The organism is Sodalis glossinidius str. 'morsitans' (assembly GCF_000010085.1).
Taxonomy (GTDB): domain Bacteria; phylum Pseudomonadota; class Gammaproteobacteria; order Enterobacterales; family Enterobacteriaceae; genus Sodalis; species Sodalis glossinidius.
Window position 1 is genome coordinate 2,039,568 of sequence record NC_007712.1, and the last position, 22,986, is coordinate 2,062,553.

General features: G+C 49.7%; 42 protein-coding genes and 2 pseudogenes. 30 read left to right on the forward strand and 14 right to left on the reverse strand.

All coding sequences use genetic code 11. From position 1 onward, the window contains the following. The first annotated feature begins 36 nt into the window (after nt 1–36). The 29 genes and pseudogenes from SGP1_RS35660 (at nt 37) to SGP1_RS10830 (ending at nt 15,306) form a co-directional block, all read left to right on the forward strand. Nucleotides 37–447: a DnaT-like ssDNA-binding domain-containing protein gene (locus SGP1_RS35660; protein ID WP_341532866.1), complete on the forward strand. Its 411-nt coding sequence runs from the start codon at nt 37–39 to the stop codon at nt 445–447. Then, nucleotides 440–892, forward strand: a complete 453-nt coding sequence (locus SGP1_RS27240) for a replication protein P (RefSeq protein ID WP_243466231.1) — start codon at nt 440–442, stop codon at nt 890–892. Before SGP1_RS35660 ends, SGP1_RS27240 begins: the two co-directional genes overlap by 8 nt. A 79-nt stretch (nt 893–971) precedes the next feature. Next, the gene (locus SGP1_RS33260; protein WP_243466232.1) at nt 972–1,190 is read left to right on the forward strand and encodes an antiterminator Q family protein; all 219 of its coding nucleotides are present in this window, start codon (nt 972–974) and stop codon (nt 1,188–1,190) included. A 271-nt stretch (nt 1,191–1,461) separates the two neighbouring features. Further along, entirely contained in the window at nt 1,462–1,881 is a 420-nt protein-coding gene (locus tag SGP1_RS27250; RefSeq protein WP_083764732.1) for a transcription termination/antitermination NusG family protein, read from the forward strand. 97 nt (nt 1,882–1,978) lie between these two features. Further along, nucleotides 1,979–2,107, forward strand: coding sequence for a hypothetical protein (locus tag SGP1_RS35110; RefSeq protein WP_279379456.1), 129 nt, complete (start codon nt 1,979–1,981; stop codon nt 2,105–2,107). 161 nt (nt 2,108–2,268) lie between these two features. Next, a complete protein-coding gene (locus SGP1_RS30730) occupies nt 2,269–2,433 on the forward strand; it encodes a hypothetical protein (RefSeq protein ID WP_158302373.1) in 165 nt (54 codons plus the stop codon). A 355-nt stretch (nt 2,434–2,788) separates the two neighbouring features. Further along, complete coding sequence (locus tag SGP1_RS10740; RefSeq protein WP_050747560.1) at nt 2,789–3,130, forward strand: phage holin, lambda family; 342 nt, start codon at nt 2,789–2,791, stop codon at nt 3,128–3,130. Continuing rightward, nucleotides 3,130–3,567, forward strand: coding sequence for a lysozyme (locus SGP1_RS10745; protein WP_011410992.1), 438 nt, complete (start codon nt 3,130–3,132; stop codon nt 3,565–3,567). The genes SGP1_RS10740 and SGP1_RS10745 overlap by 1 nt, the downstream gene beginning before the upstream one ends. A gap of 209 nt (nt 3,568–3,776) precedes the next feature. Next, on the forward strand, nt 3,777–4,166 hold the full coding sequence (locus SGP1_RS10750; protein WP_011410993.1) for a hypothetical protein: 390 nt from the start codon (nt 3,777–3,779) through the stop codon (nt 4,164–4,166). Then, nucleotides 4,060–4,302 (forward strand): Rz1-like lysis system protein LysC, encoded by a 243-nt coding sequence (lysC, locus tag SGP1_RS27255; RefSeq protein WP_041866894.1) that lies wholly within the window; start codon nt 4,060–4,062, stop codon nt 4,300–4,302. Before SGP1_RS10750 ends, lysC begins: the two co-directional genes overlap by 107 nt. A gap of 51 nt (nt 4,303–4,353) precedes the next feature. Further along, nucleotides 4,354–4,878, forward strand: coding sequence for a terminase small subunit (locus tag SGP1_RS10760; RefSeq protein WP_011411045.1), 525 nt, complete (start codon nt 4,354–4,356; stop codon nt 4,876–4,878). After that, complete coding sequence (locus SGP1_RS33265; protein WP_243466233.1) at nt 4,868–5,023, forward strand: hypothetical protein; 156 nt, start codon at nt 4,868–4,870, stop codon at nt 5,021–5,023. Before SGP1_RS10760 ends, SGP1_RS33265 begins: the two co-directional genes overlap by 11 nt. Before the next feature lie 9 nt (nt 5,024–5,032). Next, nucleotides 5,033–6,157, forward strand: coding sequence for a PBSX family phage terminase large subunit (locus SGP1_RS10765; protein ID WP_070108754.1), 1,125 nt, complete (start codon nt 5,033–5,035; stop codon nt 6,155–6,157). Then, a complete protein-coding gene (locus SGP1_RS10770) occupies nt 6,124–6,813 on the forward strand; it encodes an anti-CBASS protein Acb1 family protein (RefSeq protein WP_050747572.1) in 690 nt (229 codons plus the stop codon). The genes SGP1_RS10765 and SGP1_RS10770 overlap by 34 nt, the downstream gene beginning before the upstream one ends. Nucleotides 6,814–6,839: 26 nt before the next feature. Next, nucleotides 6,840–7,109, forward strand: a complete 270-nt coding sequence (locus SGP1_RS36360) for an anti-CBASS protein Acb1 family protein (RefSeq protein WP_050747573.1) — start codon at nt 6,840–6,842, stop codon at nt 7,107–7,109. A 4-nt stretch (nt 7,110–7,113) separates the two neighbouring features. After that, nucleotides 7,114–7,425 (forward strand): structural cement protein Gp24, encoded by a 312-nt coding sequence (locus SGP1_RS10775; protein WP_050747574.1) that lies wholly within the window; start codon nt 7,114–7,116, stop codon nt 7,423–7,425. Next, nucleotides 7,425–8,453: a hypothetical protein gene (locus SGP1_RS10780; protein WP_011411046.1), complete on the forward strand. Its 1,029-nt coding sequence runs from the start codon at nt 7,425–7,427 to the stop codon at nt 8,451–8,453. Before SGP1_RS10775 ends, SGP1_RS10780 begins: the two co-directional genes overlap by 1 nt. A gap of 3 nt (nt 8,454–8,456) precedes the next feature. Beyond that, nucleotides 8,457–8,801 (forward strand): hypothetical protein, encoded by a 345-nt coding sequence (locus tag SGP1_RS10785; RefSeq protein ID WP_041867495.1) that lies wholly within the window; start codon nt 8,457–8,459, stop codon nt 8,799–8,801. Between the two features lie 3 nt (nt 8,802–8,804). Then, nucleotides 8,805–9,206: pseudogene (locus SGP1_RS10790) on the forward strand (DUF4054 domain-containing protein); the annotation flags it as partial. 330 nt (nt 9,207–9,536) lie between these two features. Next, on the forward strand, nt 9,537–9,767 hold the full coding sequence (locus SGP1_RS23945) for a hypothetical protein (protein WP_050747575.1): 231 nt from the start codon (nt 9,537–9,539) through the stop codon (nt 9,765–9,767). Between the two features lie 106 nt (nt 9,768–9,873). Beyond that, nucleotides 9,874–10,920, forward strand: a complete 1,047-nt coding sequence (locus SGP1_RS10800; RefSeq protein ID WP_243466234.1) for a hypothetical protein — start codon at nt 9,874–9,876, stop codon at nt 10,918–10,920. Beyond that, a pseudogene (locus SGP1_RS10805) lies at nt 10,896–11,554 on the forward strand (Gp138 family membrane-puncturing spike protein). The gene SGP1_RS10800 and the pseudogene SGP1_RS10805 overlap by 25 nt, the downstream one beginning before the upstream one ends. 120 nt (nt 11,555–11,674) lie before the next feature. After that, nucleotides 11,675–11,896, forward strand: coding sequence for a hypothetical protein (locus SGP1_RS33270; RefSeq protein WP_243466235.1), 222 nt, complete (start codon nt 11,675–11,677; stop codon nt 11,894–11,896). An 18-nt stretch (nt 11,897–11,914) separates the two neighbouring features. After that, on the forward strand, nt 11,915–12,415 hold the full coding sequence (locus tag SGP1_RS31690) for a hypothetical protein (protein ID WP_050747576.1): 501 nt from the start codon (nt 11,915–11,917) through the stop codon (nt 12,413–12,415). 213 nt (nt 12,416–12,628) lie between these two features. After that, the gene (locus SGP1_RS31695) at nt 12,629–12,916 is read left to right on the forward strand and encodes a hypothetical protein (protein WP_050747463.1); all 288 of its coding nucleotides are present in this window, start codon (nt 12,629–12,631) and stop codon (nt 12,914–12,916) included. Between the two features lie 8 nt (nt 12,917–12,924). Continuing rightward, nucleotides 12,925–13,101, forward strand: coding sequence for a hypothetical protein (locus tag SGP1_RS30735; RefSeq protein ID WP_158302346.1), 177 nt, complete (start codon nt 12,925–12,927; stop codon nt 13,099–13,101). Beyond that, nucleotides 13,085–13,582 (forward strand): DUF2612 domain-containing protein, encoded by a 498-nt coding sequence (locus SGP1_RS10815; protein WP_243465996.1) that lies wholly within the window; start codon nt 13,085–13,087, stop codon nt 13,580–13,582. Before SGP1_RS30735 ends, SGP1_RS10815 begins: the two co-directional genes overlap by 17 nt. Nucleotides 13,583–13,702: 120 nt before the next feature. Continuing rightward, nucleotides 13,703–15,094: a phage tail protein gene (locus tag SGP1_RS33275; protein ID WP_011411050.1), complete on the forward strand. Its 1,392-nt coding sequence runs from the start codon at nt 13,703–13,705 to the stop codon at nt 15,092–15,094. After that, complete coding sequence (locus SGP1_RS10830) at nt 15,091–15,306, forward strand: hypothetical protein (RefSeq protein WP_041866895.1); 216 nt, start codon at nt 15,091–15,093, stop codon at nt 15,304–15,306. Before SGP1_RS33275 ends, SGP1_RS10830 begins: the two co-directional genes overlap by 4 nt. 365 nt (nt 15,307–15,671) lie before the next feature. On the opposite strand, the gene SGP1_RS27270 is transcribed toward SGP1_RS10830, so the two are convergent. From SGP1_RS27270 to SGP1_RS33290, 14 genes are all read right to left on the reverse strand, one after another. Next, nucleotides 15,672–16,379 carry an acyltransferase family protein gene (locus tag SGP1_RS27270; RefSeq protein ID WP_243466236.1) on the reverse strand — a complete coding sequence of 236 codons (708 nt, stop codon included), beginning with the start codon at nt 16,377–16,379 and terminating at the stop codon, nt 15,672–15,674. Nucleotides 16,380–16,432: 53 nt separating this feature from the next. Continuing rightward, nucleotides 16,433–17,212 carry a DUF1796 family putative cysteine peptidase gene (locus tag SGP1_RS27275; protein WP_158302377.1) on the reverse strand — a complete coding sequence of 260 codons (780 nt, stop codon included), beginning with the start codon at nt 17,210–17,212 and terminating at the stop codon, nt 16,433–16,435. A gap of 158 nt (nt 17,213–17,370) precedes the next feature. After that, on the reverse strand, nt 17,371–17,661 hold the full coding sequence (locus SGP1_RS33280; protein WP_243466237.1) for a hypothetical protein: 291 nt from the start codon (nt 17,659–17,661) through the stop codon (nt 17,371–17,373). A gap of 4 nt (nt 17,662–17,665) precedes the next feature. Beyond that, a complete protein-coding gene (locus tag SGP1_RS33285; protein WP_243466238.1) occupies nt 17,666–17,917 on the reverse strand; it encodes an Rpn family recombination-promoting nuclease/putative transposase in 252 nt (83 codons plus the stop codon). Between the two features lie 338 nt (nt 17,918–18,255). Beyond that, the gene (locus SGP1_RS10845) at nt 18,256–19,278 is read right to left on the reverse strand and encodes a tyrosine-type recombinase/integrase (RefSeq protein WP_011411051.1); all 1,023 of its coding nucleotides are present in this window, start codon (nt 19,276–19,278) and stop codon (nt 18,256–18,258) included. Further along, nucleotides 19,279–19,491: a DUF4224 domain-containing protein gene (locus SGP1_RS10850; RefSeq protein WP_041866897.1), complete on the reverse strand. Its 213-nt coding sequence runs from the start codon at nt 19,489–19,491 to the stop codon at nt 19,279–19,281. 144 nt (nt 19,492–19,635) lie between these two features. Then, nucleotides 19,636–19,908, reverse strand: a complete 273-nt coding sequence (locus SGP1_RS10855) for a hypothetical protein (RefSeq protein ID WP_041866898.1) — start codon at nt 19,906–19,908, stop codon at nt 19,636–19,638. Between the two features lie 17 nt (nt 19,909–19,925). After that, nucleotides 19,926–20,105 (reverse strand): hypothetical protein, encoded by a 180-nt coding sequence (locus SGP1_RS10860; RefSeq protein ID WP_041866899.1) that lies wholly within the window; start codon nt 20,103–20,105, stop codon nt 19,926–19,928. A gap of 72 nt (nt 20,106–20,177) precedes the next feature. Beyond that, entirely contained in the window at nt 20,178–20,759 is a 582-nt protein-coding gene (locus SGP1_RS10865; protein WP_011411052.1) for a DUF669 domain-containing protein, read from the reverse strand. Then, a complete protein-coding gene (locus SGP1_RS10870) occupies nt 20,756–21,427 on the reverse strand; it encodes a hypothetical protein (protein ID WP_011411053.1) in 672 nt (223 codons plus the stop codon). Before SGP1_RS10870 ends, SGP1_RS10865 begins: the two co-directional genes overlap by 4 nt. 193 nt (nt 21,428–21,620) lie before the next feature. Next, nucleotides 21,621–21,881 (reverse strand): hypothetical protein, encoded by a 261-nt coding sequence (locus SGP1_RS10875; RefSeq protein WP_041866900.1) that lies wholly within the window; start codon nt 21,879–21,881, stop codon nt 21,621–21,623. Nucleotides 21,882–21,896: 15 nt separating this feature from the next. Next, nucleotides 21,897–22,106 carry a hypothetical protein gene (locus tag SGP1_RS36365; RefSeq protein WP_083764736.1) on the reverse strand — a complete coding sequence of 70 codons (210 nt, stop codon included), beginning with the start codon at nt 22,104–22,106 and terminating at the stop codon, nt 21,897–21,899. Next, entirely contained in the window at nt 22,096–22,332 is a 237-nt protein-coding gene (locus tag SGP1_RS10880) for a hypothetical protein (protein WP_041866901.1), read from the reverse strand. Before SGP1_RS10880 ends, SGP1_RS36365 begins: the two co-directional genes overlap by 11 nt. 36 nt (nt 22,333–22,368) lie before the next feature. Continuing rightward, entirely contained in the window at nt 22,369–22,602 is a 234-nt protein-coding gene (locus tag SGP1_RS33290) for a hypothetical protein (protein ID WP_041866902.1), read from the reverse strand. Between the two features lie 107 nt (nt 22,603–22,709). Here SGP1_RS33290 and SGP1_RS33295 point away from each other — a divergent pair, with 107 nt between their 5' ends. After that, nucleotides 22,710–22,928 carry a hypothetical protein gene (locus SGP1_RS33295; protein WP_041866903.1) on the forward strand — a complete coding sequence of 73 codons (219 nt, stop codon included), beginning with the start codon at nt 22,710–22,712 and terminating at the stop codon, nt 22,926–22,928. Nucleotides 22,929–22,986: the final 58 nt, after the last annotated feature.

Here is a 22,986-nt window from a genome sequence, read left to right on the forward strand (position 1 = left end):
TCGCCTGGATGGTTTGGGCCGATTGATAAATTCACGATGCACGACGACTGGCTACTGGACGAGGAATTCAGCCGGAAGGCTGCGACGTGGGGGATTGTTCTCGACGAGCCTCCAACCGCCACAGAACTGGCGGAGTTCATCACGTTCTGGAAGGCCGAGGGAAAGGCAAAACATCACGCTCAGTGGGAACAGGCTTTAACGAAGAGCATCCGCCGGAGCAGGGAATTTACTGGCAAGCGAGGCAAAGATGGTAAAAAAGTTAAACAATATCAACCAACTAGGGGGCATGCAGTCGAAAAAATACGGGCCGCAATCGCTGAGGAACGAGAGCGAGAAGGCTTACCGCCTCTGGAATATTATGGGGATGATATACTTGGATCGGTGGATGGCAAAGAACGGCACGACCCCATTATTGACCTGGAAAGCGGCGATTGGCAGGTTGAATGATAAGCAAATGTCAGGCGTGATGGATACTTGTATTGCTCGTTGTTCTTCCGGGAATTCATGGCCTCCCGATCTGGCGGAGTTTATTTCCATCGTATCAGCCGATATGTCCGAAACAAATCCGTTTGGCATTTCGTTAATTAATTTGTCTGAAGAGTTTCGCTGCTATTGCCGAGATCGCGGACTTTATGAAAGTGTAGAGCAATTTCCCTGGAGTCATCCAGTGATGTATTGGATTTGTACGGAAGTACGTCAGTGCATGATTCAGAACCGTTTGACAGAGGCGGAAGTCGAAAAAGCGCTATCCAGGGAGCTTGATAAATGGTCGAAGGCGGTTGCCGAGGGGAAAGATATACCCAAGCCTGTTTTACGGTTGCAGGATCGCAGTAGGCCGAGACCAGCGTGGATAGATTTATTAAAAATCCGTCCTGATGTGAATTATCGATAGTAAAAATTTGAAATATACGGGCAGTGGCAAGCTGATATCACGCCTGTGAGGAGGGAGATCTAAAAAAGGATATGACGACATGAGAGACATTAAGTATGTACTAGAAAGCTGGGGAGCACGGGTCGTCAACTCGAACGATAGTCCCATAGCCAAGTCTTTGTCAGGACTGATCCCGCACAAAATTAAGTCCAGAAAACGGTGTTCAGATGATGACGGTATATGTATTTCTAATTGCATAGTGTCACTTTATGAAAAAAAACTAAAGCATATAATTTGTTATTTTATTATTACGTTCTAGGCAAAACGTTTATGATTTTAGCATTTGAGCGTCAATGTTAAGATACTCATATTGGCAAGAGGCATATAAAATGCTGAAGGTATCTTTGAAGGTTATCTCATGGTATTGGATGTTAGTTTGTCATCGTTACCTATTTGAAATGAAATTGGACGTGAAAAACACTTTACGATCGTAAAATTATGGGTAATCTTACTTTTATAGCGCTTCGATGTCCGAATGAAAATTCGCATGGTCATCGAATTTAGAGGTGCGGGCTAAAGATTGTCATATCATGAGTTGGTATCTTTTAAGATTTAAAGCAACGTTGTTTAATATGGTTTTCAACCATCTAGCTGCATCTGGTGTTTATTATTTTTGTCCAATGATTGAAACCCAATATCGGCGACCAGATAGTGTAGCGTCCTTTCGGAAAAGACTCTCACCTGTTTTTCCCGGGTATCTGTTTGTGAATCTTGACTTCGATCATTGCCATCCGCAAAAACTCTCAGCACACAGACATATTTACGGACTCATCAATTTTGGTCAAGGACCATCGCCCATTGACGATGCGGTGATTGATCTCTTAATGGCAAAACCACACATTGTGCGCAAAATCATCGATGCCCCAAGAGCCTGGAAAGAAATGTCGGAGCTGGAAAAAATCATGTATATCTGCGATGACGAACAGCGGATTGCGGCTTTTCTGAATTAAATGCAATCACGGCATTCTTCCGTCGCTGCCTAAACTCATCACTTAACATCTATGGCTTCGTTCCGGTAAAGCCTTTTTGCCGTTATGAGGAGATACTATGCTATCCGCTATCCGCTATCCGCTATCCGCTATCCGCTATCCGCTATCCGCTATTCGCCCTTTGCCCGGTCATTCGGTGCTTAATCCACTGGCAGGGAGCATCTCCAGTGCCCGTAACCGGTCATAGGCTTTGACATCAAGCCCTCGTGCTGGTCGTTTGTTAAGCGCGCGGTGCTCTTGGTTTTTCGGCACATAGCCAGTGTGTTTCAGTTTATCCCTCGTGGGCTGGCTTCGCTGGTCAGATGTCGAAACGCTCCCCGTCCGTTGGATATCAGCACTACCGGCCTGATGACGAAGACGCCCCAAACAGCGGGTATACTTCGCTATCTCGACCATCTGGTCAAAGCGACGGATATCGGTTGGGCTGAAGTGAATCACGATAACCCGGAACGACTATGTGACCAGGTAGCCCGACGCAGTTTTAACCGCACAGTGTTGACGGCAGAGCTTTAAGGTCAGTCGTTTAACGCCTGTACCCGGATGCTGGCGCATCTGGAAGGGGAATACGGCCAGCAACTCCGGGGTGTACTGGACTTCGCCGCCGAGCGGGTGGGGCAGACGGAGGAAGACCCGGTGAAAGTCTCCACCGTCTAAAAGTACCCTACCTTCGTCGAGGACATCATCATCGCCTTGCACGAGCGTCTGGGTCGTTACGACGTGCTGGTTGAGCCCGGTGCTGATATCCGGCAGTACGGTGACCTGACGTCGAGAGATATCAAGGCGTTATCCTGTGTTGGCATTGGTGCTGACACCTTAATCGTTACATAGCGTCATTTCGATGCTGTAACCTTCCTTTTGATAAAAAATAATGAAAATGCCTGAGAAAGAGCCGGGATTCTGGGTCGCGCTGCTGGCCTGGATACGCTGCAACCAAACCGATTTTGGCTACGCCACTGTCGCCGCCCTGTTTTCGTTTCTGCGCAATGCGTGGGTCAGAAATCCGTGGAGTCGGCGACTGCTAGACACGCTGTCCTGTAGCACACTGGCATTCTTCGCCAAGCCTCTATTGACCCTTATTGAAGTTATGCTTGGCTTGACACTGCCCGAGTCAGCACCACAGGCCCTGGCGATTTATATCGGCTACGTCGGGACTGACTACATCCGCGAGCGCATAAAGGCGTTTACCCGGCGCAAGAATCAGGAGTCATGATGAATATCAGTCAGAATGGATTAGAACGGATAAAGGCGTTTGAGGGGCTTCAGCTCACCGCATATCAATGCAGCGCAGACAGATGGACTATCGGCTACGGGCATACGAACGGCGTCAAGGCAGAGGATGTTATCCCCCTCGAACAGGCAGACGCTTTTCTGCGTGACGATATCGACGCCGTGGTTGAACGACTGAATGCCTTGATAACCGTGCCGGTGGCACAGAATCAGTTCGACGCATTGTGTTCACTGGTTTTCAATATCGGCATCGGGGCATTTGCTAAATCGACGTTGCTTAAAAAGCTGAATGAAAGTGATTACCCCGGGGCAGCGGTAGAGTTCTCCAAATGGTGCCATGCGACCGTTGACGGTAAAAAAGTGTCGTTGCCAGGCTTGATTAAGCGCAGGCAGGAAGAGAAAGCTTTATTTGAACCATGAAAATGATGTCTTAATTAATAATGTCATTAGGAGTATCTGTATGAAAAACGCATTTATCGTGTTTTGTATGAAAGTTTCAGGCAAGACGAAAAACAAATTGGCTAAAGACTTTGGATTTCACTATTTCCTGATGCGTTCAAAGTTTAAGGCTTATTTGGCGTGCGGTGTTTTCGTAATACGTTAATCGAAGAGCAACACAGGTTGGTAGCATGATGCGCTGGAGGCTCCTTACCCTCGCCGCGATGCTCGCGACGATTACCGCTCTCGCCATCGTGGTGAGACTCCAGTATGTCGAAATCACTCGCCTGAAGCAGGCTAACCAATCGATGGTCGCCGAGCGTGACGCCGCCCGCGCACAGTTTACCCACTATGAACAGGCGGTAGCGCTGTTCAACCAGATAGCCGGAGCAACACAGGATGCACATCAGCACGCGGTGCAAGACTTCCAGCCGCGTATCATCCAGATACGTGAGGCCCTTACGCCTGAGCGCTGTGCTCGTCTGCCTGTGCCTGCTGCCGCTGTTAACCGGCTGCGGGCGCACGCAGACCAGATACCTGCCCATCCCGCCCGCGCCGATACCGGCCACGCTGCTCGATGATTGCCCGCCGCCGGTTATCCCAGAGCACATGACGTGGGGCGATAGCGTGATACTCAATGAGAAGCTGCTGCTGGCGCTGGAGATGTGCAATCAGGATAAAGCTGCGCTGAGGCAGATTGAGGAAATGCGAAAATGACTAGAAAAGCGGGATAAACCCGATGCCAAAAAACTGGCCCCCCGAAAAGAGATGTTCTGCCATGAATACCTTATCGACCTCAAAGCGGGGCCGGCCGCCGTACGCGCGGGATACAGCAAGAACGGCGCTGACCAGAATGGCTATAACCTGCTGCAGGAAGAAGCGGTCCGGCAGCGTATTGATGAACTGAAGCAGGCGCGCAATGAGCAGATAAATATCGATGCCTGTTATGTTCTCCAGCGTCTGCTGGAAATCGACAACATGGATGTGGCGGATATTCTCGATGAAGACCTCCGCGTCAGGCTCTTGGCTGAATGGCCGGCCGCCTGGCGCCGCTATCTGAGCGGCGTTGATTTGGCCGAGATGTTTGAGGGCAGAGGAGAGGCACGTGATGCCATTGGTATGTTGAAAAAAATCAAATGGCCGGACAAGGTGAAGAACCTGGAGCTGCTAGGGAAACACGTCAGTGTCCAGGCGTTCAAAGACAACGTTAAAAACGAACTGACAGGCGTGGACGGGCAGGCTCCGACGTTTGTGGTGCAGTTTAGTAAAAGGGGTGAAGAGGGTGAAGGTTAATCTGGACTTTTCTCCCAAGTTCAAGGTGCTGTTCCAGCCGGCGCGTTACAAGGTTTTTCATGGCGGGCGCGGGTGCGGTAAGTCGTGGGAAATCGCTCGCGCCCTGGTGGTGTTGACAGCGTCGAAGACGCTAAGGGTGTTGTGAACGCGTGAAGTGCAGAACACCATCAAGGACTCGGTGCACCGGTTGTTGACCGACCAGATCGCCGCCCTCGGGTTATCCGCCTGGTTTAACATCACAGAGAAAAGCATTCGTAGCCGTTGCGGCGCCGAGTTTATTTTCAAAGGCCTGCGCTACGACATCCAGGGGATCAAATCGACCGAAGGTGTTGATATCTGTTGGGTGGAGGAAGCGCAGACGGTCAGCGTCGCCTCATGGGACGTGCTCATTCCTACCATCCGTAAGGAAAATGAAACGGGCCAGTCTGAGATTTGGGTCAGCTTTAACCCCCGCGAAGAATCCGCCCCGACGTACCAGCGGTTTGTTGTCAACCCTCCAGAGAGCGCCGTGGTGGTGCAGGTCAATTACACGGATAACCCCTGGTTCCCCAAGGTACTTCGGCAGGAAATGGAGTACCTGAAACGGGTTGACTACGACGCCTATGAGCATATCTGGCTGGGCAAACCGCGCACGATAAGCGACGCGGTGGTGTTTTCCGGCAAGTACAGAGTGGAGTCCTTCGCTGACGACCTGTGGCAGCAGGCTGACCGGTTATTTTTCGGTGCGGACTTTGGCTTCGCCAACGATCCCAGCACGCTGATACGCAGTTTTATCCTTGGACGAACCCTTTACATTGAGCATGAACAATATGGCATGGGCGTTGAACTCGACCACCTGCCGGCGTTTTACGACAAGGTACCCGGTGCCCGTGACTGGCCGATTAAAGGTGACAACAGCCGACCGGAGACCATCAGCTACCTTGAGCGACAGGGATTTCGTATCAGCGCGGCCGCCAAATGGCCGGGCAGCGTCGAGGACGGGATTGCCTACCTGCGGGGGTTCGAGCATATTGTTATTCATAGTCGTTGTGCGCATACCGTACAGGAAGCACGGCTGTATTCGTACAAGGTCGACCGGCAAACCCATGAGGTGTTGCCGGTGTTTGTGGATAAACACAACCATTGCTGGGACTCCATCCGCTACTCACTGGATGGATACATTACCGGCCGGCACCACCCGATAAGCGTGTCCCCCGAACTGATCAGGAGCGTTTCATGTGGCCCTTCAAGGCAAAAAAACCGCCAATGGACACCGCGGCACCCCCGGCGGTGCCGGTAATGCCGTCATCCATGTGCGTACATGCGCAGATGCTGGAAGAGAATCAACGACGTCAACGGAGGCGCTTTGAGCAGTACGATCCGCCGAAAGGGGTGATCCCAGAGGCTATTCGCCCTGCCGTACTGGCCATGGACACCACCCCCTACGATATGCTCAACGGCAGCTACCCCGATGCGGTGATCGGCGGTTTTCCGGGCTATCCCTACCTTTCCCAGATGGCACAGCTACCTGAGTACCGCCGTATGGTCAGCGTGATGGCCGAAGAGATGACGCGCAAGTGGATAAAAATCACTGTCGCCGGTGACGGCGATGAGAGTAAGGCGGCGCGCGTGACGCAGCTTGCCGCCGCCCTGGCCCGCTACCGGGTACAGGAGGCGTTTCGGCTGGCGGCGGAGCATGATGGTTTTTTTGGCCGTGGGCAGCTTTATATCAACATGCGCTCGCCCACCGGGCAGTCGGCCTGGCCCGACGCGGAAGAGTTGCGATCGCCGCTGTTTATTTCGGCTAAAAAAATCGCTCGCGGTGCCCTGCATGCCCTACGGGTAGTGGAGCCAGTGTGGACCTACCCGGGGATGTACAACGCCGATAATCCGTTGAGTGATAGTTTTTACCAGCCGACGGAATGGTATGAACGGTTCATGCCAGTCGCCTGCTGAATTTTGTCTCACGCCCGGTTCCCGATATGTTGAAGGCCGCCTATAACTTTGGCGGGTTATCACTGACGCAAATGGCGGAGCCGTATGTGAATAACTGGTTGCGCACCCGCGACAGCGTGGGCGATACCCTGCATACGTTTTCATTAAGCGGCATCAAAACCAAACTGGGGACTGCCCTGCAGGGGAAATGCGATCCGGGGTACGTGCTGCGGGCCGAGCTGTTTAACCAGACGCGGGATAACCGCGGCCTGCTGATACTTGACAAGCAAGAAGAGGATTTCTTCCAGGGTCGTTAACGGTGTGGCGACCAACCAGGGCACGGGCGCGCCGGCGGGATTTGTATCGCGGGACGGGCAGGCCGCCATTGTTGGGTGGCTGGCTGCCACCGCCATGCTGATCCCGTCAGGCCGTGAATGCACGCTGATAACCGCCGGCGATGTCTGGGCGCGGGCCACCACGGCGGCCACGCGCGGGCAGAAGGTGTTCGCCTCGCTGACGACCGGTGAGATCGCCACCGGTGTCAGCCTGGACGGCTTTGCCGAAACCGCTTTTTATGACGCCAGTGAGGCGGCCGCGGAAGACCTGATCATGATCAGCACCTGGAGCAAATAATGAATAAATTCAAGCAACACTACGCCACCGCCCGTCGCGATTACGGCATTATCCTGCCGGGTGCGCAGGCGTACCTGACGGCTGACTATACGGGTAACTATGCGTTGGCCATGGATGCACAACCGCAGATGGTGACGCAGACCAACGGCGGTATTCCGGCGTACTTCACTAACTATGTCGACCCTGAGCTGATCCGCGTGATGGTAACGCCAATGAAGGCGTCGCAAATCATGGGCGAAACCAAAAAAGGCGACTGGACTACGCTGACCGCGCAATTCCCCATTGTGGAATCGACCGGGCAGGTCAGCAGTTACGGTGACTACAGCCATAACGGTACGGTAAGCGCCAATGTGAACTGGGAGCCGCGGCAAAGCTACCATTACCAGACCTTTACCCTGTGGGGTGATCGCGAACTGGATATGTATGGTGAGGGGCGCATAGGCTGGGCGGCTGAACTTAATGTGGCGTCAGCGTTGGTGCTCAACAAGTTTCAGAATAAGTCGTATTTCTACGGCATTGACGGTTTGAAGAACTACGGTTTGCTGAACGACCCGAGCCTGTCCGCGCCCATTACGCCGGCGCTGGTGAATGGCAAGGTCAGTTGGGATGACAAGGACGGTCAGGCGGTCTATGACGACATCGTGCGTCTTTATAAGCAATTGGTGACGCAGACCAAAGGCCTGATTGAGCGCACTGACAGCATGAAGCTGTGCCTGTCGCCGTCCGCTGAGGTGCACCTGACCAAGACGAACGCCTATAAGGTGAATGTCTCCGATCTGCTGGCAAAAAACTTCCCCGGCCTGACGACCGTCAGCGCTGTGGAGTACACCACCGCTGCCGGTGAGCTTCTCCAGCTTATTGCCGAAAAGCTCGACGGTCAGGATGTGGGGTATTGTGCCTTTACGGAAAAACTGCGGGCGCACAGCGTGGTGGTCAAACCCTCGGCCTGGGAGCAGAAAAAATCCGCCGGCACCTGGGGGGCGATCATCCGCCAGCCGCTGGCCATTGCACAAATGGTGGGAGTGTAAATGATGGCTAAACATGTCACTGTGGGCTGCAAACTGCCCAATGGCCTGGTCTTTGAGGTAGAAGGGCTGACCGTTACCCTCAACGGTAATCGTCAGGAAGCGGGGCACGTTACCGGCGGGTATGGCTTGACCCAGGTTGACAAGGTCTTTTTCGATGCCTGGTTGGCGATACACGCCCAACAACCCTATATCAAAAACGGGGTGGTATTCGCCCAAAGTATCCAAAACAGTGCCCGCTCGCAGGCGAGGGAGCAGGCCGGGACAGTCTCCGAATTGGAGCCGCTGTCGCAGGAAAATCCGCTACCGGGCATCGCCCGGGATGATGAGGCGATGCGCCAGAAGGGGTAACCCATGGGGGTTGTGACGTTTGATAGTAAAGCGTTTCGGGCACTGTGTCCGATGTTTGCATCGGTCAGTGAAGACCTGCTGCAGGCACGGTTTAATCAGGCGGCGACGCTTTATCTCGACAATACCGACGCGAGTCTTATCGCCGATCTGAAAGAGCGTGAGCAGTTACTGTTTCTGCTGGTCGCGCATCTTTGCGCGCTGCGTGGCGAGGATAGCGGGCTGGTTGGGCGTATCACCAGTGCGTCAGAAGGCTCGGTGTCGGTGGACAGCAGCGGCAGTAACGACGCGTCCTGGTGGTACTTGCAGACCCCGTACGGGGCGGATTACTGGCAGGCTACCGCGCCGTACCGGACATGGCGTTATCACGCAGGCGGCTCACCCTCACGTTACCCCACCCACTACTATTCGCGCCCTACGCCGCTGGCGCTAACTATTTTTGAGGAGAACAGAGATGACGCAACGTGCCATGTCGATGGGGGGCTACCCGATAGAGGTTCTGACCCCTCAGGATGGCAGCGGTACTGCCATCACCACTGCGCAGATCACCGATGCTACGACGACCGGTAAACAGCTACTTGACCGCGAAAGAGGCGGCGGCCGCGCGATAGGCCATCGGTGCCAAGGCGGACAACTACCGGCCAAAAGTGGCGGAGATCAGCGACGCCAGCGCTATCGGTCGGCAGATCCTGGCCGCCAAAGACGCCGACGCCATCAAAGCGCTACTGGGGTTGTAATATGGCCGGCAAGATCAGGGGAGGCGATGCTTTTCGGCAACGGCTGGCGCAGCGGGCGAAAAACATGGCAACCGGGAAAACGCTTAAGGTGGGCTTTCTGGCAGGGGCGACCTATCCGGAGGGAATGCCGGTGGCAATGAGTTTGGCGGCAGTATCACGGTACCTGCCCGCGAACAGACCCTGCATTTTCGTGCTAACCCGCGCACGGGTTCGGTGGGTACACGTTTCGTGAAAGCGTCAAAAGCAAACTTTGCGCAGAGCGTCATGATCCCCGCGCACACCATTACCGTGCCGCACCGTCCGTATTTCCGTACCATAATTGCCAGTAAAAGCCCGGCGTGGAGCGGTACTATCGCGTCCTTGATGCAACAAAACAAATCGTGCGCTATGGCTATCTCCCGTTCGCGGGTGAGCTGTTTTTCGCTGATCTTGAGGGAGAGGACGATCCGGAATGGTCCGGCCTCGGGGAGCGTTTCAAATCTTTACTACCTGGCGCCGGAGGAAATGCCGTGAGCTATCAACAGCGGAGTATCAGGGTGGAATTTACCCTGGCAGAGGGGCGAACGTTTGACGATCAGGACAACGTGCTCACCATCAAAAATGCGCGCTGTTATGTAAGCCTGACGGCGTATGGCGGGATTGCCGGCACTCAAATCACGCTTTACCTTGGACTGACGCCACAGCACATGGTGGTGCTGAGCTATAAGGGCGTCTGGATCGACGGGGCGGCGCCTAACCGGATCCGCCTCTGGGCCGCTGACTGGCAAATCTTCGAGGGATTCATCAGCGACGCCTACGCCGATTACAATCAGGCCCCGGGCGTGTCGCTGATGATCACCGCTAACATGATGTTTTATTTGCGGGCGAAAGCCGCGCCGCCCTTCAGCGCCGAATGTACCGTTGGTATTGACACTATCTTTACGTCGCTGGCATCAGTGGCTGGGCTAAAATACAAAAACGAGGGCGTAAAACGGGCCTTGCCAAACCCCTATTTTCAGGGGGATATCACCCGGCAGATGCTGGAGGCGGCCCAGGTCGTTGAAGCAGACATCGACATCAACGTCGAGCAGGTGACGATCTGGCCGAAGGGCACGCCGCGAAAAGCGCCGGCATTACGGATTTCGCCACCACAGGGGCTGATTGGCTATCCCATTTTTACCAGCGTGGGGCTCAGTATTACCACGCTGTTCTGCGCCGATATCTTCATCGGGCGCAAGCTGTTGCTGGAGACGGTGCTTCCCAATGCCAGCGGGCAATACAGCGTTATTGGCGCCGTGCATACGCTGACATCATGGGTGGAGGGCGGCCAGTGGAGTACCGCCTGCGATCTGCTACGACTCCGGGAGAATGAGATGCATCCATTACACGTGAGTGTACCGATCTAAATGGAGATAGCAATGCGCAGGAGTTTATCCTGAGCCAGTTTTTGGGCCGCCATGTGTTTATCACGCTGGGGCAGGTGGTGAACGTGAAAGAGGGTGCCATTGATATTCGCCCGATGGTGATGGCGGTCGCCGGCGATGGTGCACCCATCGCGCATGGGGTGGTCTACAACGTCCCGGTCTGGCGTCTGCAAGGGGGCGACAGCGCGGTGATCATGCCGCCCAGAGTCGGTGATATCGGTTTTCTGGCTATCTGCGACCGGGATATCAGTGGCGTCAAGGCGACACGCCAGCCGTCAATGCCCGGCGCACGCACAATCTGTCGGATGCTCTCTATCTGGGGGGCGTACTCAACGGCCCGCCGGTGCAGTTTATCCAGTTTGCCGATCAGCAAATCAGTGTCACCTCACCTTGGAAAATTTCACTGAACGCGCCAGATATTGAGGCCAATGCCTCACGCTTTGCGGTGAATGCAGACAGCATCCTGCTGAACGGTAAGGTGCAAAGCTTGAATACCTTGAAGGTGACCGGGCAGGCATCCCTCGCCGGCGGTGCGACCATCGGCGGCATTGCCTTTGGTGACCACGTACACGGTGGTGTTCAGTCGGGCGGGGCGCAGACGGGAAAACCCCAATAGGAAAGGGCCATGCAAACACGTTCATTGCGACTCGACACACAGACCTGGGATCTGATGCTGGACGGGCCGGCAATCTGGCAGTAACCGATAACCCTTACGCGGTGGCCCAGGATGTTGCCTGTGCCTGCAGCACCTTTTTGGGGAATGCTGGTACGACACCACACTGGGCATCCCCTCTATCCACGCATCCTGGGCCAGTGGCCGGGGACGCAGTTTATTAACACCAAAATGCAGCAGGAAGCGATGAAGCTGCCCTATGTGTCGTCCGCGAGCTGCACGGCCGTTTCCTGGTGGCGAGCGCCGTATGGGCGGCGTCATGACGATAACCGATACCAACTTTGACCAAACCACGGTGCTATTATGACAAAGAAATCCTCGGCGCATACCACCGCAGTGCCGGCGGTTACTTTTTCCAAGACAGGCCTGTTGGTACCGGATGAGGTCGATATTCTGAACGGCCGGCTAAGCGATTTCTCCACGGCGCTTGGTGGTGCGATGAGCACCAGCCTGACGACCCCGCAGGGCCAGCTGGCCAGCTGGCCAGCAGTGAGGCAGCGATTATCGCCGCCAGAAACGACCAGCTGCTGGCGTTGGTTAACCATTAACCCGGATTTTGCCAGTGGCCGGTTTCAGGACGCAATTGGGCGACTGTATTTTATTGACCGCCTTGGCGCGACCGGTACCACGGTGACGGCTATCTGCACGGGGCTGGCCGGTACGCAGCTGCCGGTGGGCAGTGTGGCGCAAGATACGCGCGGCTATCAGTATGTTGCGGTCAATGCTGCCACCCTGCCCGCGAGCGGCAGCGCTGGTTCCAGAATACGACCCAGGGGCCTATTCCCTTCGGTGCCGGGGAGTTAATCCAGATTTACCGGGCTGGTCGGCCATCACGAATCACGTCGCCGGCGTGTTGGGCAATGAGGTAGAAGGCCGTACGGCGTTTGAAGCGCGCCGGCGTCGTTCTGTCGCCGCGAATGCGCGCAATCTGGATGTGTCTCTTCAGGAGGCGCTGCTGGCGGTGCACAGGCCGATATTGCCCAGGCTATTTTCAACAACAAGGCCCTCGGTTGCGAGATGAACAGCGATACGCATTACACCGTTCAACATACCGAGGGCTACAGCCCACTGTATCCCGAGTATGCCTTGCAGTGGCAGACGGCAAAGCCCACCACGGTGTCTTTTCGGGTGACGCTGCAAAATCAGCGCACTGAGCTGCCCGCCGATACCGATAGTCGTATCCAGCAGGCGATTATCAAGACGTTTACCGGGCAGGACGATATCAACGCCGCGGCGACCATCGGGGCACTTATCCCTGCCGGGCGGTTTTATGCCGGTGTGCCGCCGCTGACCCGGTCAGGCTGAATATCGCGGTGATAGAGCTATCACTGGACGCTCAGCACTGGTCGTCGGGGGTGACGCTGGGTATTGACCAGGTGCCGGTGACGTCAGAGACGGCTATTCAGGTGGTGACGGCTGAACTACCTGAAGACGATACAGGCGTAGTATGCAGCATCACTGGCGTTAAACGCTGTGATAGCCACCTTTGAGCAGGCCGTCAGTCTCGAGCGCTTTACCGACACCTTTTTAACGGCGTTATGGGATATCGAGACGGCACAAACCTATGGTCTGGATATCTGGGGAAAAATTGTCGGCGTGTCGCGTTATCTGACGGTGGAAGATACCCCGGATTATCTGGGCTTTGACGAAGTTGAAATCACCGCCATTGACGGCTACCCGCAGCCGTTCGATGTGTCACCGTTTTATGCCGGGCTGCAACCCTCATCGGTGGTCAGATTAACCGATGATGCCTACCGCAAGCTGATACGGGCAAAAGCCTTTAGCAATATTACCGATGCCACTATCCCGTCGGTTAACCGCTTTTTGCGCATTCTGTTTACTGACCGGGGCAAGGTGTACTGCACTGACGGGTGGGATATGGCCATGAACATTGTGTTCGAGTTTCCGCCGACGCCGTCTGACCTGGCGATACTGAAAACGCTGGCATTGTGCCGGTACCGAGCGGGGTAGAGGTGCGATTTATCATTGCGCCGACGCTCAATCTGGGCTTTGCGGCAGACACCTATACGATGGATGAGGGCACCTTTTACTGAATGACCTGCGACATACAGGTTTTTTATGGGAGTTTACATGAAATCCAGCCATACCCCCACCAAACACGCGATACCGTTCGGGCAGAACGGCAACAAGCGTGATATCCCGCTGGAAAGCAAAACCGGCAGCGGCGAGGCCTCGCTGAGTCTGGGCTTTCCGCCGGAAACGATGGTGCCCAAAGTCTCGGGCGGCATTCCGCCCAGCGGCAAGGACTTTAACGGTATCCTCAATGAACTCTCGGCGATGGGTCGCTGGGCCAATGCCGGGGCGGGTTACCCGTTTGATGCGGCGTTTGCCAACGCCGTCGGCGGTTATCCTGCCGGTGCGAAAATCCCGAACGTGGAGAACAGCGGTTTCTGGCTGAACACCGTCGATAACAATAACAATCTGGATAATCCCGAGGTGGCAGACGACCGGCTGACGGGCAGGGTACCGGCAGAAAACTACGGTATTGCCACGCTATCCGGGCTGGTAAAGGCGGATGTGACGCTGACCACGTTACAGTCGGCCAAGGTGCGTATCGTGCTTACAGGTGAGCTGAAGGCCAATATGGCGGTCATTTTCCCCGCGTGGCAGACGAGCTGGACGGTGGTGAATCAATGCACGGGCAGTGGCTCGCTGATTTGTCGCACGAAAGCGGGAGCGGGTGTTGTGGTGCCCAAGGGTGAGTCGAGGGAGATTATTGGCGACGGCAGTGGCCTTGTGCCGCGTATCGTGAATGCCAGCACAACAGTTGCGGGCATCACCCAGCTTAGCAGCGCCATAGACAGCGACAGCGAGACGCTGGCTGCGACGCCAAAGGCGGTGAAGGCGCTCGCTGATACTCTCAGTAGTGGCCGCCTGCTGAATATCCAGTCCTTCACCAAAAGCGGCATCTATACGCCGACGCTGGGGACACGGAAAATCCGCGTGAAATGCTGGGGCGCGGGCGGAGGCGGTGCTGGGACTTCAACAAACGGTGGTGCAACTTCGGGCGCAGGGGGGGATGTCGAAGGGTTATATGTACTCCCTAATATAGCAACAATTGAAGTAGTAGTTGGCAGTGGTGGTGCTAGTGTTGATGGAGATGTGGCTGCTAATGGTGGAGATGGAGGTGCATCATCTATTATGGCATTATCAATTACTGCTGATGGTGGTGGCGGAGGTCAATCGACAGGCAACCTAAAAGGAGGAAAAACATCTGGTCCAAGCGGTTCAATAATCCTTATTCAAGGACAAGGTGGTATGGGATCACTCGCTTCTTTTTCTGACGGAATTGGTGGTGCCTTTTTTTCATCTTCGGGCGGTGTACCTCATGTAGGTGGTCCAGGTGAGTGCGGAGGGTATCCTGGTGGCGGTGGAGCAGGGGCATTTAAATCATATGAAAACTCTGCACATGCGTCGGGAAGAGGTGCAGACGGACTGGTCATTGTAGAGGAATATTCATGATGAAAAAGAGTGGGGCATATGCTTTGATTCCTGAAGGAAACAATATTTTTGAAAACATTATTGTAGAAAATAATAGCTTTAAGAAAAAAGGTTACTACACTATTAAGTATTACGACTCTGTGTTTTGTCAGCCTAGAATGTATTACAACAAGAATGACAGTTTGTTTTATGACAGCCCTGATTTCAAAGAAATTAATGGCATTAGAGTATAATTAATTAAACCCGTTTCTAATAAAGTCACGTATTTTAGAAAACTTCTTATCTATCAAATTTACACATAAAATTGATAATAATATTGAAATTGGATAGGCTAACAAAAACACTCTCCATCCTCTTGTGGGGTGTGTTGTACCGATTATTAGCCAAGAAAAATACCCACAAAAATAATGACAGAGAAAAACGGGATAAGCCATGTCACCGATTTATTTAGCTATCTCTCTAAATTTACCATGGTATTCACAGCGAATTAAAATCATAACAATAATAGAGTAGATTACATTGTTAATGTAGTAACCAAGCTGTATCCATCCAGTAGGATTAATACATTCTGATAGGTACCAGTTGGTACAGAAAATGATTATACATAAAAATAATAGTGTTGTTTTTGTTGAAAAGTTAAGTGATAGCTCACTTTTTTTATCTTTTCAGATAAGAAAAAACTTACGGAGCCAATACTAAATGGCAACAATGCAGCTACAAAAGAGAAATATGCTATTTGAAAAGATTGAATCTGGTAATATACATAAACATGATAAATAATCGATAAGACAAGTGCTACAAACGAAAAATACCATTTCCTAGCTATTATGAACCATAGGAGGAAATAACATACTAATTCAACAGCAACAGACCAGCTAGATGTAACAATGCGGAATCTGTTTCCATCCACATGAAATGGATATTCTTTGATAAAGGCTGCAAAAGGATTAGCCACAGCGTTATCTGATAAGAACGCCCAGGGAAAAATCAGTAAATTTCCCAGGTAATCACCAGGAAGAAAATTACCACTCCAAGAAGTATGAAATAACCGCGCTGATGGGAACAGATAAATTATGATAAATCCCACCAAGAGGAATATAAAATATGAAGGGTATAATCTCAAAAATCTATTTATTAAAAACTTGAAAAAATTAAAGTGATATGTTTTATTTAAGATTAATGTTATAAGAAAACCACTGATAACATAAAAGCTATTTACAGCATAAACTCCAAGCATTGGCATAATAGCTGTAAGGTGAAAAGCCATTACACAGCTAGCTAAGAAAAATCGAAAAATGCCTAGCATATTCATTTCTCATATTGAGGTAAGATTTATTTCAAACTCTGCAAGCAAGCCAATTACAATAATTTCATCAATTCGTGATCTAAATCTGCCTCCACCCTTTTCAATGGAAGATGGTGTGAAATTGTATAACTCAGCATTTTTTTATCTAAAATTTTTTCAATCGATAGCGAGTTATGTTTATACGTTGGATCTTGCAATTGAATTGCTATAAAATGAAAATTATTTGTTAACTCATTTAATCTATTTCGTAATTTATCAAAAGAGTTAGAAAGATCATACTTCGGAAGTGCAATCATCATGAATATTTTTCCATCATCTGAAGTCAATAGCTTTCTGAACCTTTCAACAGTTCGTACTATATAATTATAATTTTCAGATTGAGTTACATCACGATGATTAAATGTATTTATTGTACTGTGCTTGTTTTCAAAATATACGTGTGAAGCACCTGGTTCATAATCTCTGTCATGCCTTTCATTTGTTAATGAGAGATAGTGCTTTTTATCAAGAAATAAAGAGAAATCATCATTTAGACAATTTAAAATAATTTCTGAATGAGTAAAAATACAATCAAAAGGTAAAGAATATTTTTTAAGTCCATGATCTTTCAGAGTGGCAGAATATAAGCAATGGTTGCCTAGCGAAGCTATGTGCTTAACTTTTCTTCCATTTATTAATCTTTCTCCTCTTACTAGAGAAATTAGGGGGTTTACAATTTTCTGCTCTTCTTTAATATTTACGGAATCACATGTAGGACTATTGCAAATCTTAGGCAATTGTTCAGAACTGCGTGATAGGCTTTCTGAGTCATTGTTATCAGCATTGAATTTCAAAATTTTTTTACGTAGCCTATGACTCGGTGTTTGTTAAGTATATTCATATTTTGTAAAAGTGTAGTTGGCTGATGGGATACCATATATATTAAGTTAAAAAACAACCCAGCTTTAAACCTAGCTATGTCGCTGAGGGAAATCAAGAAGAGTAGAAAAAATTAGCGAGTCAAATCATCCAGGTCATGACCGGATAGGCCGGTAAACTGTTTCACTGCAGTCCGAGTTAAGCCGCTGTCGAGCATATGTCGGGCAATCTTGAGCGAGGCCAGCTTTTCACCTTCTTGCAACCCTTCCTGACGACCTTTCTGCTCGCCAAGCTGGATGCCTTTAGCTTCAAGCTGCTCTGCAATGGTCATGATATCCTCCCGGTAGTCAGTGGCTTTTGTGGCGATATGCTGTAGGAATTGCGATTCATCCGAAGTATTTCCCCGCTCTGCAATATAATACATCAGGCTACGGAACTGCTCTTTCGGTATTGCCCATAGGATTGAGCAGACGGGCGATATCAGTAGCCAACTCCAGCATATCTCGCGTTCGGATGTGCTTCTGTACTAACTCTAGCAGCGCTACCCGCCGATGAGACAGTATTTCATCATCCGGCATAGCCGTGATATCAACCAGCGGAAATGCTCGTATATAGAATGATTCTGCCAGTTCAGGGTCAGCAAAGCAATCGAACCATTGGGTCAGCGTATCGGTAAGCAATCCTTATTGTAGGTGGGATCTGTCCTACAATAAGGATTCCGTAATCAGCTGTCGGATGTTTTGGAGACTACGATAGCGGATTTTGAGGCCGAAAATCATTAGAATATTTCCGCTAGATTGAACGTAAATGATTGATATTCCGTGTATGAAATGTATCCGTTTATTCCTGTGTAATCAGTTAAATTACTGAAAATAAAAGATTTTACTTCGGTCTGTGCGACCGGCGAAGGGCAACCTTCCGTGGGTTCAAATCCCACCTCCTCCGCCATAGTTATCAATAGGTTAGAGTTAATTTAGATATACCTCAAAATACCACTTAGCGTTGAGTTAGCGTATTTTCACTTTTTAGACCTCATTGTAGGTACATCCAAAGATGGTGTAACTCTCACTTTTCTATCATACACTAGCACCTGACTCTCTGATTTATGCCCGCTGAATAATTGCTTATCTTTTGTACTTCCCTTGTAATCCGAAATACCCTTAGCTTTCAAATCATGAAATGTACAGTCAAGCTCGTAGCCAAGTTGGGCAGATGCTTTTGAACGAGCTTCCGTCCATCGGTTACTGAAGCCTCGTTTAGTATAATGCCCTTTATGTTGCCCCATGATGACCGGGGTATCGGCTTGTGCAGGCGCTGAAGAGGATTTGGCTATTTCTATGGCTTCCCGTAATCTTGGCGTCCAGGCTTTAATTTGCTTGATTCCTGTCTTCACTTGCTGAATGAATATTCCTTGTTCTGTAATTTGCTGCCACTTCATTCCAAGTACATCAGATAGCCTAGCGGCACACAGATAAGCTATCTCCATTGCAGCTTTAACTACATCATCGGCCGCATTGTAAATTGCTGTATATTCTTCATCTGTAATATATCTGTCACGTTTGACCGCCTTGAATTTCATCACACCTGCGCAAGGATTTCCCTTCACATAGCCTCGCTCATACCCCCATTTGTACACGTGAGACATGCTTGCCATCTCATGATTGGCCTGTGTTTTGCTTTGTAGGCCGCGCTTATCCATGAACGTTCTTACGTGCTCAGGTTTGATGTTATCAGCCTTCACCTCACCGAATACGGCGATAAGCTTTTTCTGATGCTGCAAATAATCCTTCTGAGTCCTTGGTTTCAGTTCAGAGAAGTAGGCACTCCCAAGGAAGGAGTGCCACAATCGGGAAAAGGTTATGACCTTAGTCAGTTCGGACAGCTCTACTTCATATTGTCGCCATGTTTCAGATATGGACATATCCTTGGGGCCTAGCGCTATCGTTTGATTTTGGCTAGGCTTGAAGTACGTTTTATATTTCCCCCTATATACATTTTTGGATAATTTATTATCTTCAGGGTTCTTTCTTCTCTGGCCCATTTAAATTACTCCAAAATTAGGCTCTTCCTCTTCTGGCTGATGATTGCTAGTGCTTGGTACTACCTGAAAATGTGAACGGTAGACCGCTGGCTTTCCCCTAGCGTTTTCTTCAAACCGAATATTCAGCTTTGCCAGCCATGATTTTTGTAATTTCGGTTTTTTGTATCTAGTAAGAATGTACACTTCGTCATCATCAAGAAATGCTGTAGCCATAATGACCTCTGCTTAAATCAAGCCGCTGCGCCGTTCGTCATGACGGCGAGCAGGCGGGGGAATGGCGAATCGTAGAAATAGAGTTGCACACCTGGTGTGCAGTGGTGAGGTGATTTCAGGCTGCCATGCGACAGCCGGGATTATTTATTGCATGGTCGCTTGAATCCGATGCAGCGCACCATTTACCAGAGAGGACAGTATTTCCTCTTTTGGCAGTCCAGAACGAATGCCTTCCTCATATTCCTCAATAAGCTTGCAGTCCGCTTCAAATCGCGTTTGCCGGATATCATCTTTAAGAAGCCAGCATTCTGCATCGGCCTGATTTTCCATGCGGATAATGCGGTTTTCCAGTTTTTCAATTTCTTTGATAAGCCCCGTTTCCCGGCGAGCGAGTAATTCGGTGAGTAAACTATTCATATTTCACCTCAATAGCGTTAATGTGAGTTTGAAAAGCGGCGTAGATTAGGCATCTGTAAGTTCATTCCTAGTTTATCGGCTTTTTGTTGTGCCTCGTAATAGCTAGTAATTACCTTACCATCAGGGAATAACCAGATGCCGGGGGTTGAATTATAAAACATCACCTTATCTTTCATAAGATTAGCATTCTTGTCCATGCTGAACTCCTGTATTGCAGATAGCCGACTCCCTGACCGGGGGTCAGCCATGAATTGCGTTAATGAATAGATTTAGAAGGGGATGTCTGAATCCGGGGCGGATGTTTCCTGTTGCTCATAGCCACGCGGTGATTGTTTGCGCTCGTCCTTATCTTGTAGCGTTGCAACTTGCTTATCGATAGCCTGTGCGGGAAGATTCTTTATTTTCTTCTCCAGTGTTTGACGCGTCTGAGCCGCAAAAGGAAGCATAATATCAAGGCTGTGCGTTTCCTTGCCGTCTGACTTGGTTTTCAACATCTTTTGCAGTACTAGTCCAATACGTTGACCGGTAAGCTCTGGTGCCAGATGCGTATGGGCATCAATCATTTTGGTAGTGAGCTGCTGAACACCAATACAACCCATAATGGCATTAATCATATTGATACCATATTTATTCGGTGTTTTGTCTTTTTTCTGGCAATAGATATTAATGTAATTTGCTTTCTTTCCGTCTTCGTTTTCAACTGAAAACTCAATGGATTCTGCGCCGCTCTGGCTGGTCATATACTTTGCTTCCAGAATGGTGACGACATAAGCGCCAGATTCAGTGATAAATCCGCTTTGACCGGCGGCCAGTGCTGCTTCCTGATTGTAAATGAATGTCACGTTATTCATGCTGTTTTTTCCTTAATCATTTGGATGTTGTTGATGCCGTAGTAAGAGCAGATAGCGTCATCAATGGCTTTAAGGTCATTGTCTACCAGGGTTTCGCTAAATATGCCCATAGAACTCTTGCAGCAGTCCTGCCCGTTGGTTTGCGTCGAGAAGCGGTAATTACCGTTATTGACAACGGCCCGCAATACAATGGTGAAATAACCCTCTGGGACAATTGTCTGGTCAACCATTTTTCCCACTGTTTTCATTCTAATGTTACCGAAGTCGTCCGTTTGAGTATGAGCTAGGATATAAACTCTGCGATGTTCATCCAGCGCTCCGGCAGTATTGAATATCGACCAAGCGTTTTTCCCGATATCAGTAAATTTATCGTAACCCCGTTCACTGGAGCGATTCATTAGCTCATTGACCAATACTGATTGATAGTCGTCAATAACAACGATTTCATGTGGTGATTTTTTCAGTATTTGCTCTATCTTTGTTGAGTTGTCAGTTCTGATTCGATTCCCTCCATCCTGGGCGTTAGTGCATAATTTCCAATCGGAAGACCTGAAAGGTAAAGGTTTACTTATGCATTGGATAAGGAGTAATTTTTCCGGGTCAAGATTTCTCAGGCTGGTAGATTTACTGCTACCTGATTTTCCCAACACTAATGTTTCTATACTCATTGTTCACCTTAAAAAGGTTAGTTAGTTACCGTTTGGCATTAAGTATTTGATGTTTAGCTTTTTTGTGTGTGCATAATGCAGCGATTCTTTCTTCGCTTCACGCATGCCTAAGCGCCGATATTCAAGCGCCTGAACCAAGTAGAAACGCCGACATTCCTTACTCATACGCAGTGTTTGCACTTGTGGCGGTATGTTATCTAATAAGTTCATCCTTTATCCCTACCTCATATATTTTGATAGTAATATCCCATAGCAACGCGTCGTGTAATCGCAGAGATTCAGCGATTAGCGCCTGAATTAACTTATTGGCATAGCACATTGCCTTCTTGCCGGAGAATATCGATAAGCTTTCTGTATCCACACTTCTCAGCCATTTTACGATTTTATTCAATTGCGTTTCTTCCGGGTGATAGCTCACCATGAGGGCAGCATTACCCGCGAATGCGTAATTCATGGGGTGCTCCTGTTATTATTGTGTTATTTTTGTATTGTATGTTGCGTGACTCATGGTTTTCCAACTCTGACCGTTATCTTTAGATAACATGCGCCAGCAGAGACAGAGCCGCATTGATAAATAACCCGTTCGTTGAATACGTATTGCATAAGCAAGTCCTTCACGGTACAGATATTCAAGTTGAGTTGCCTTCTTTTTTATTCGTTCAGGAATTTTAGGTTTCATGCTCCTTCTCCAGTTTACTGAGAATTTTCTTCAAAGTTTCAGCCTGTACAAATTGTACAGCGATGCATTCCAAAAATAACCGACTAAAAACTAATACTATTGCTGAAAAGATAACTATCTTTGGTTCTGCATCCATAATGCCAATGACAGTGGTTATACCTGCTGCTATCCATGTCATAATTGAAATAGCGTTGATAATCTTCAGTGTCCAGAACGTTTTAAACATGGTTAAATTCCTTTTATATTTCACATTTTGGTGTGATCAACCATCGGCTTCTTCAAATTCGCCGTTTGCATTAAGCACATACCAGGTATCCGGTTTCACGCCGTTGTCGCCAATCTTGCTTGCAGAACTGTGATGGAGTCTTCCTACCTGGAATAAATTTTGTAAATAATGAATCTCCTCTTCTTGTTTCTTATTGACCAATGCCAGCTTGGCTTCACTCTTTTTCGATTCCAGCAGAGTTTCCAGCGCAGAAATGTAATTTTCCGGCAATGCAGGGGCTGCGGTGATTGCCTGCGCTTTACCAGACTCAAGAGTGAACCAGCGTCAATGACGGCAGCACGGCGTTTTACGTCGTAGCCTGTGATGAGGATTTCTGTATGACGGCGGTCGAGAAGAAACTAGGCGACATAGCCGCGCCCATCAATAGCAACGATTACACCTTCAATTATCGTAACTTTCTGATTTTTATGATTATCCAAATTTGGGGCATCTTTTTCTATCTGATAAAGCTGCTCAAGCATCTCTCATACGTCACGGATAACATGGTCGTGTCGTTTACCGACAAGCTCCTCAATCTCGTGGCTGGACATGGTTAATGTTTGTGCAATGGTTAAATTTTGCATACAGATATATCTCGTTGGTTAAAACGATAAT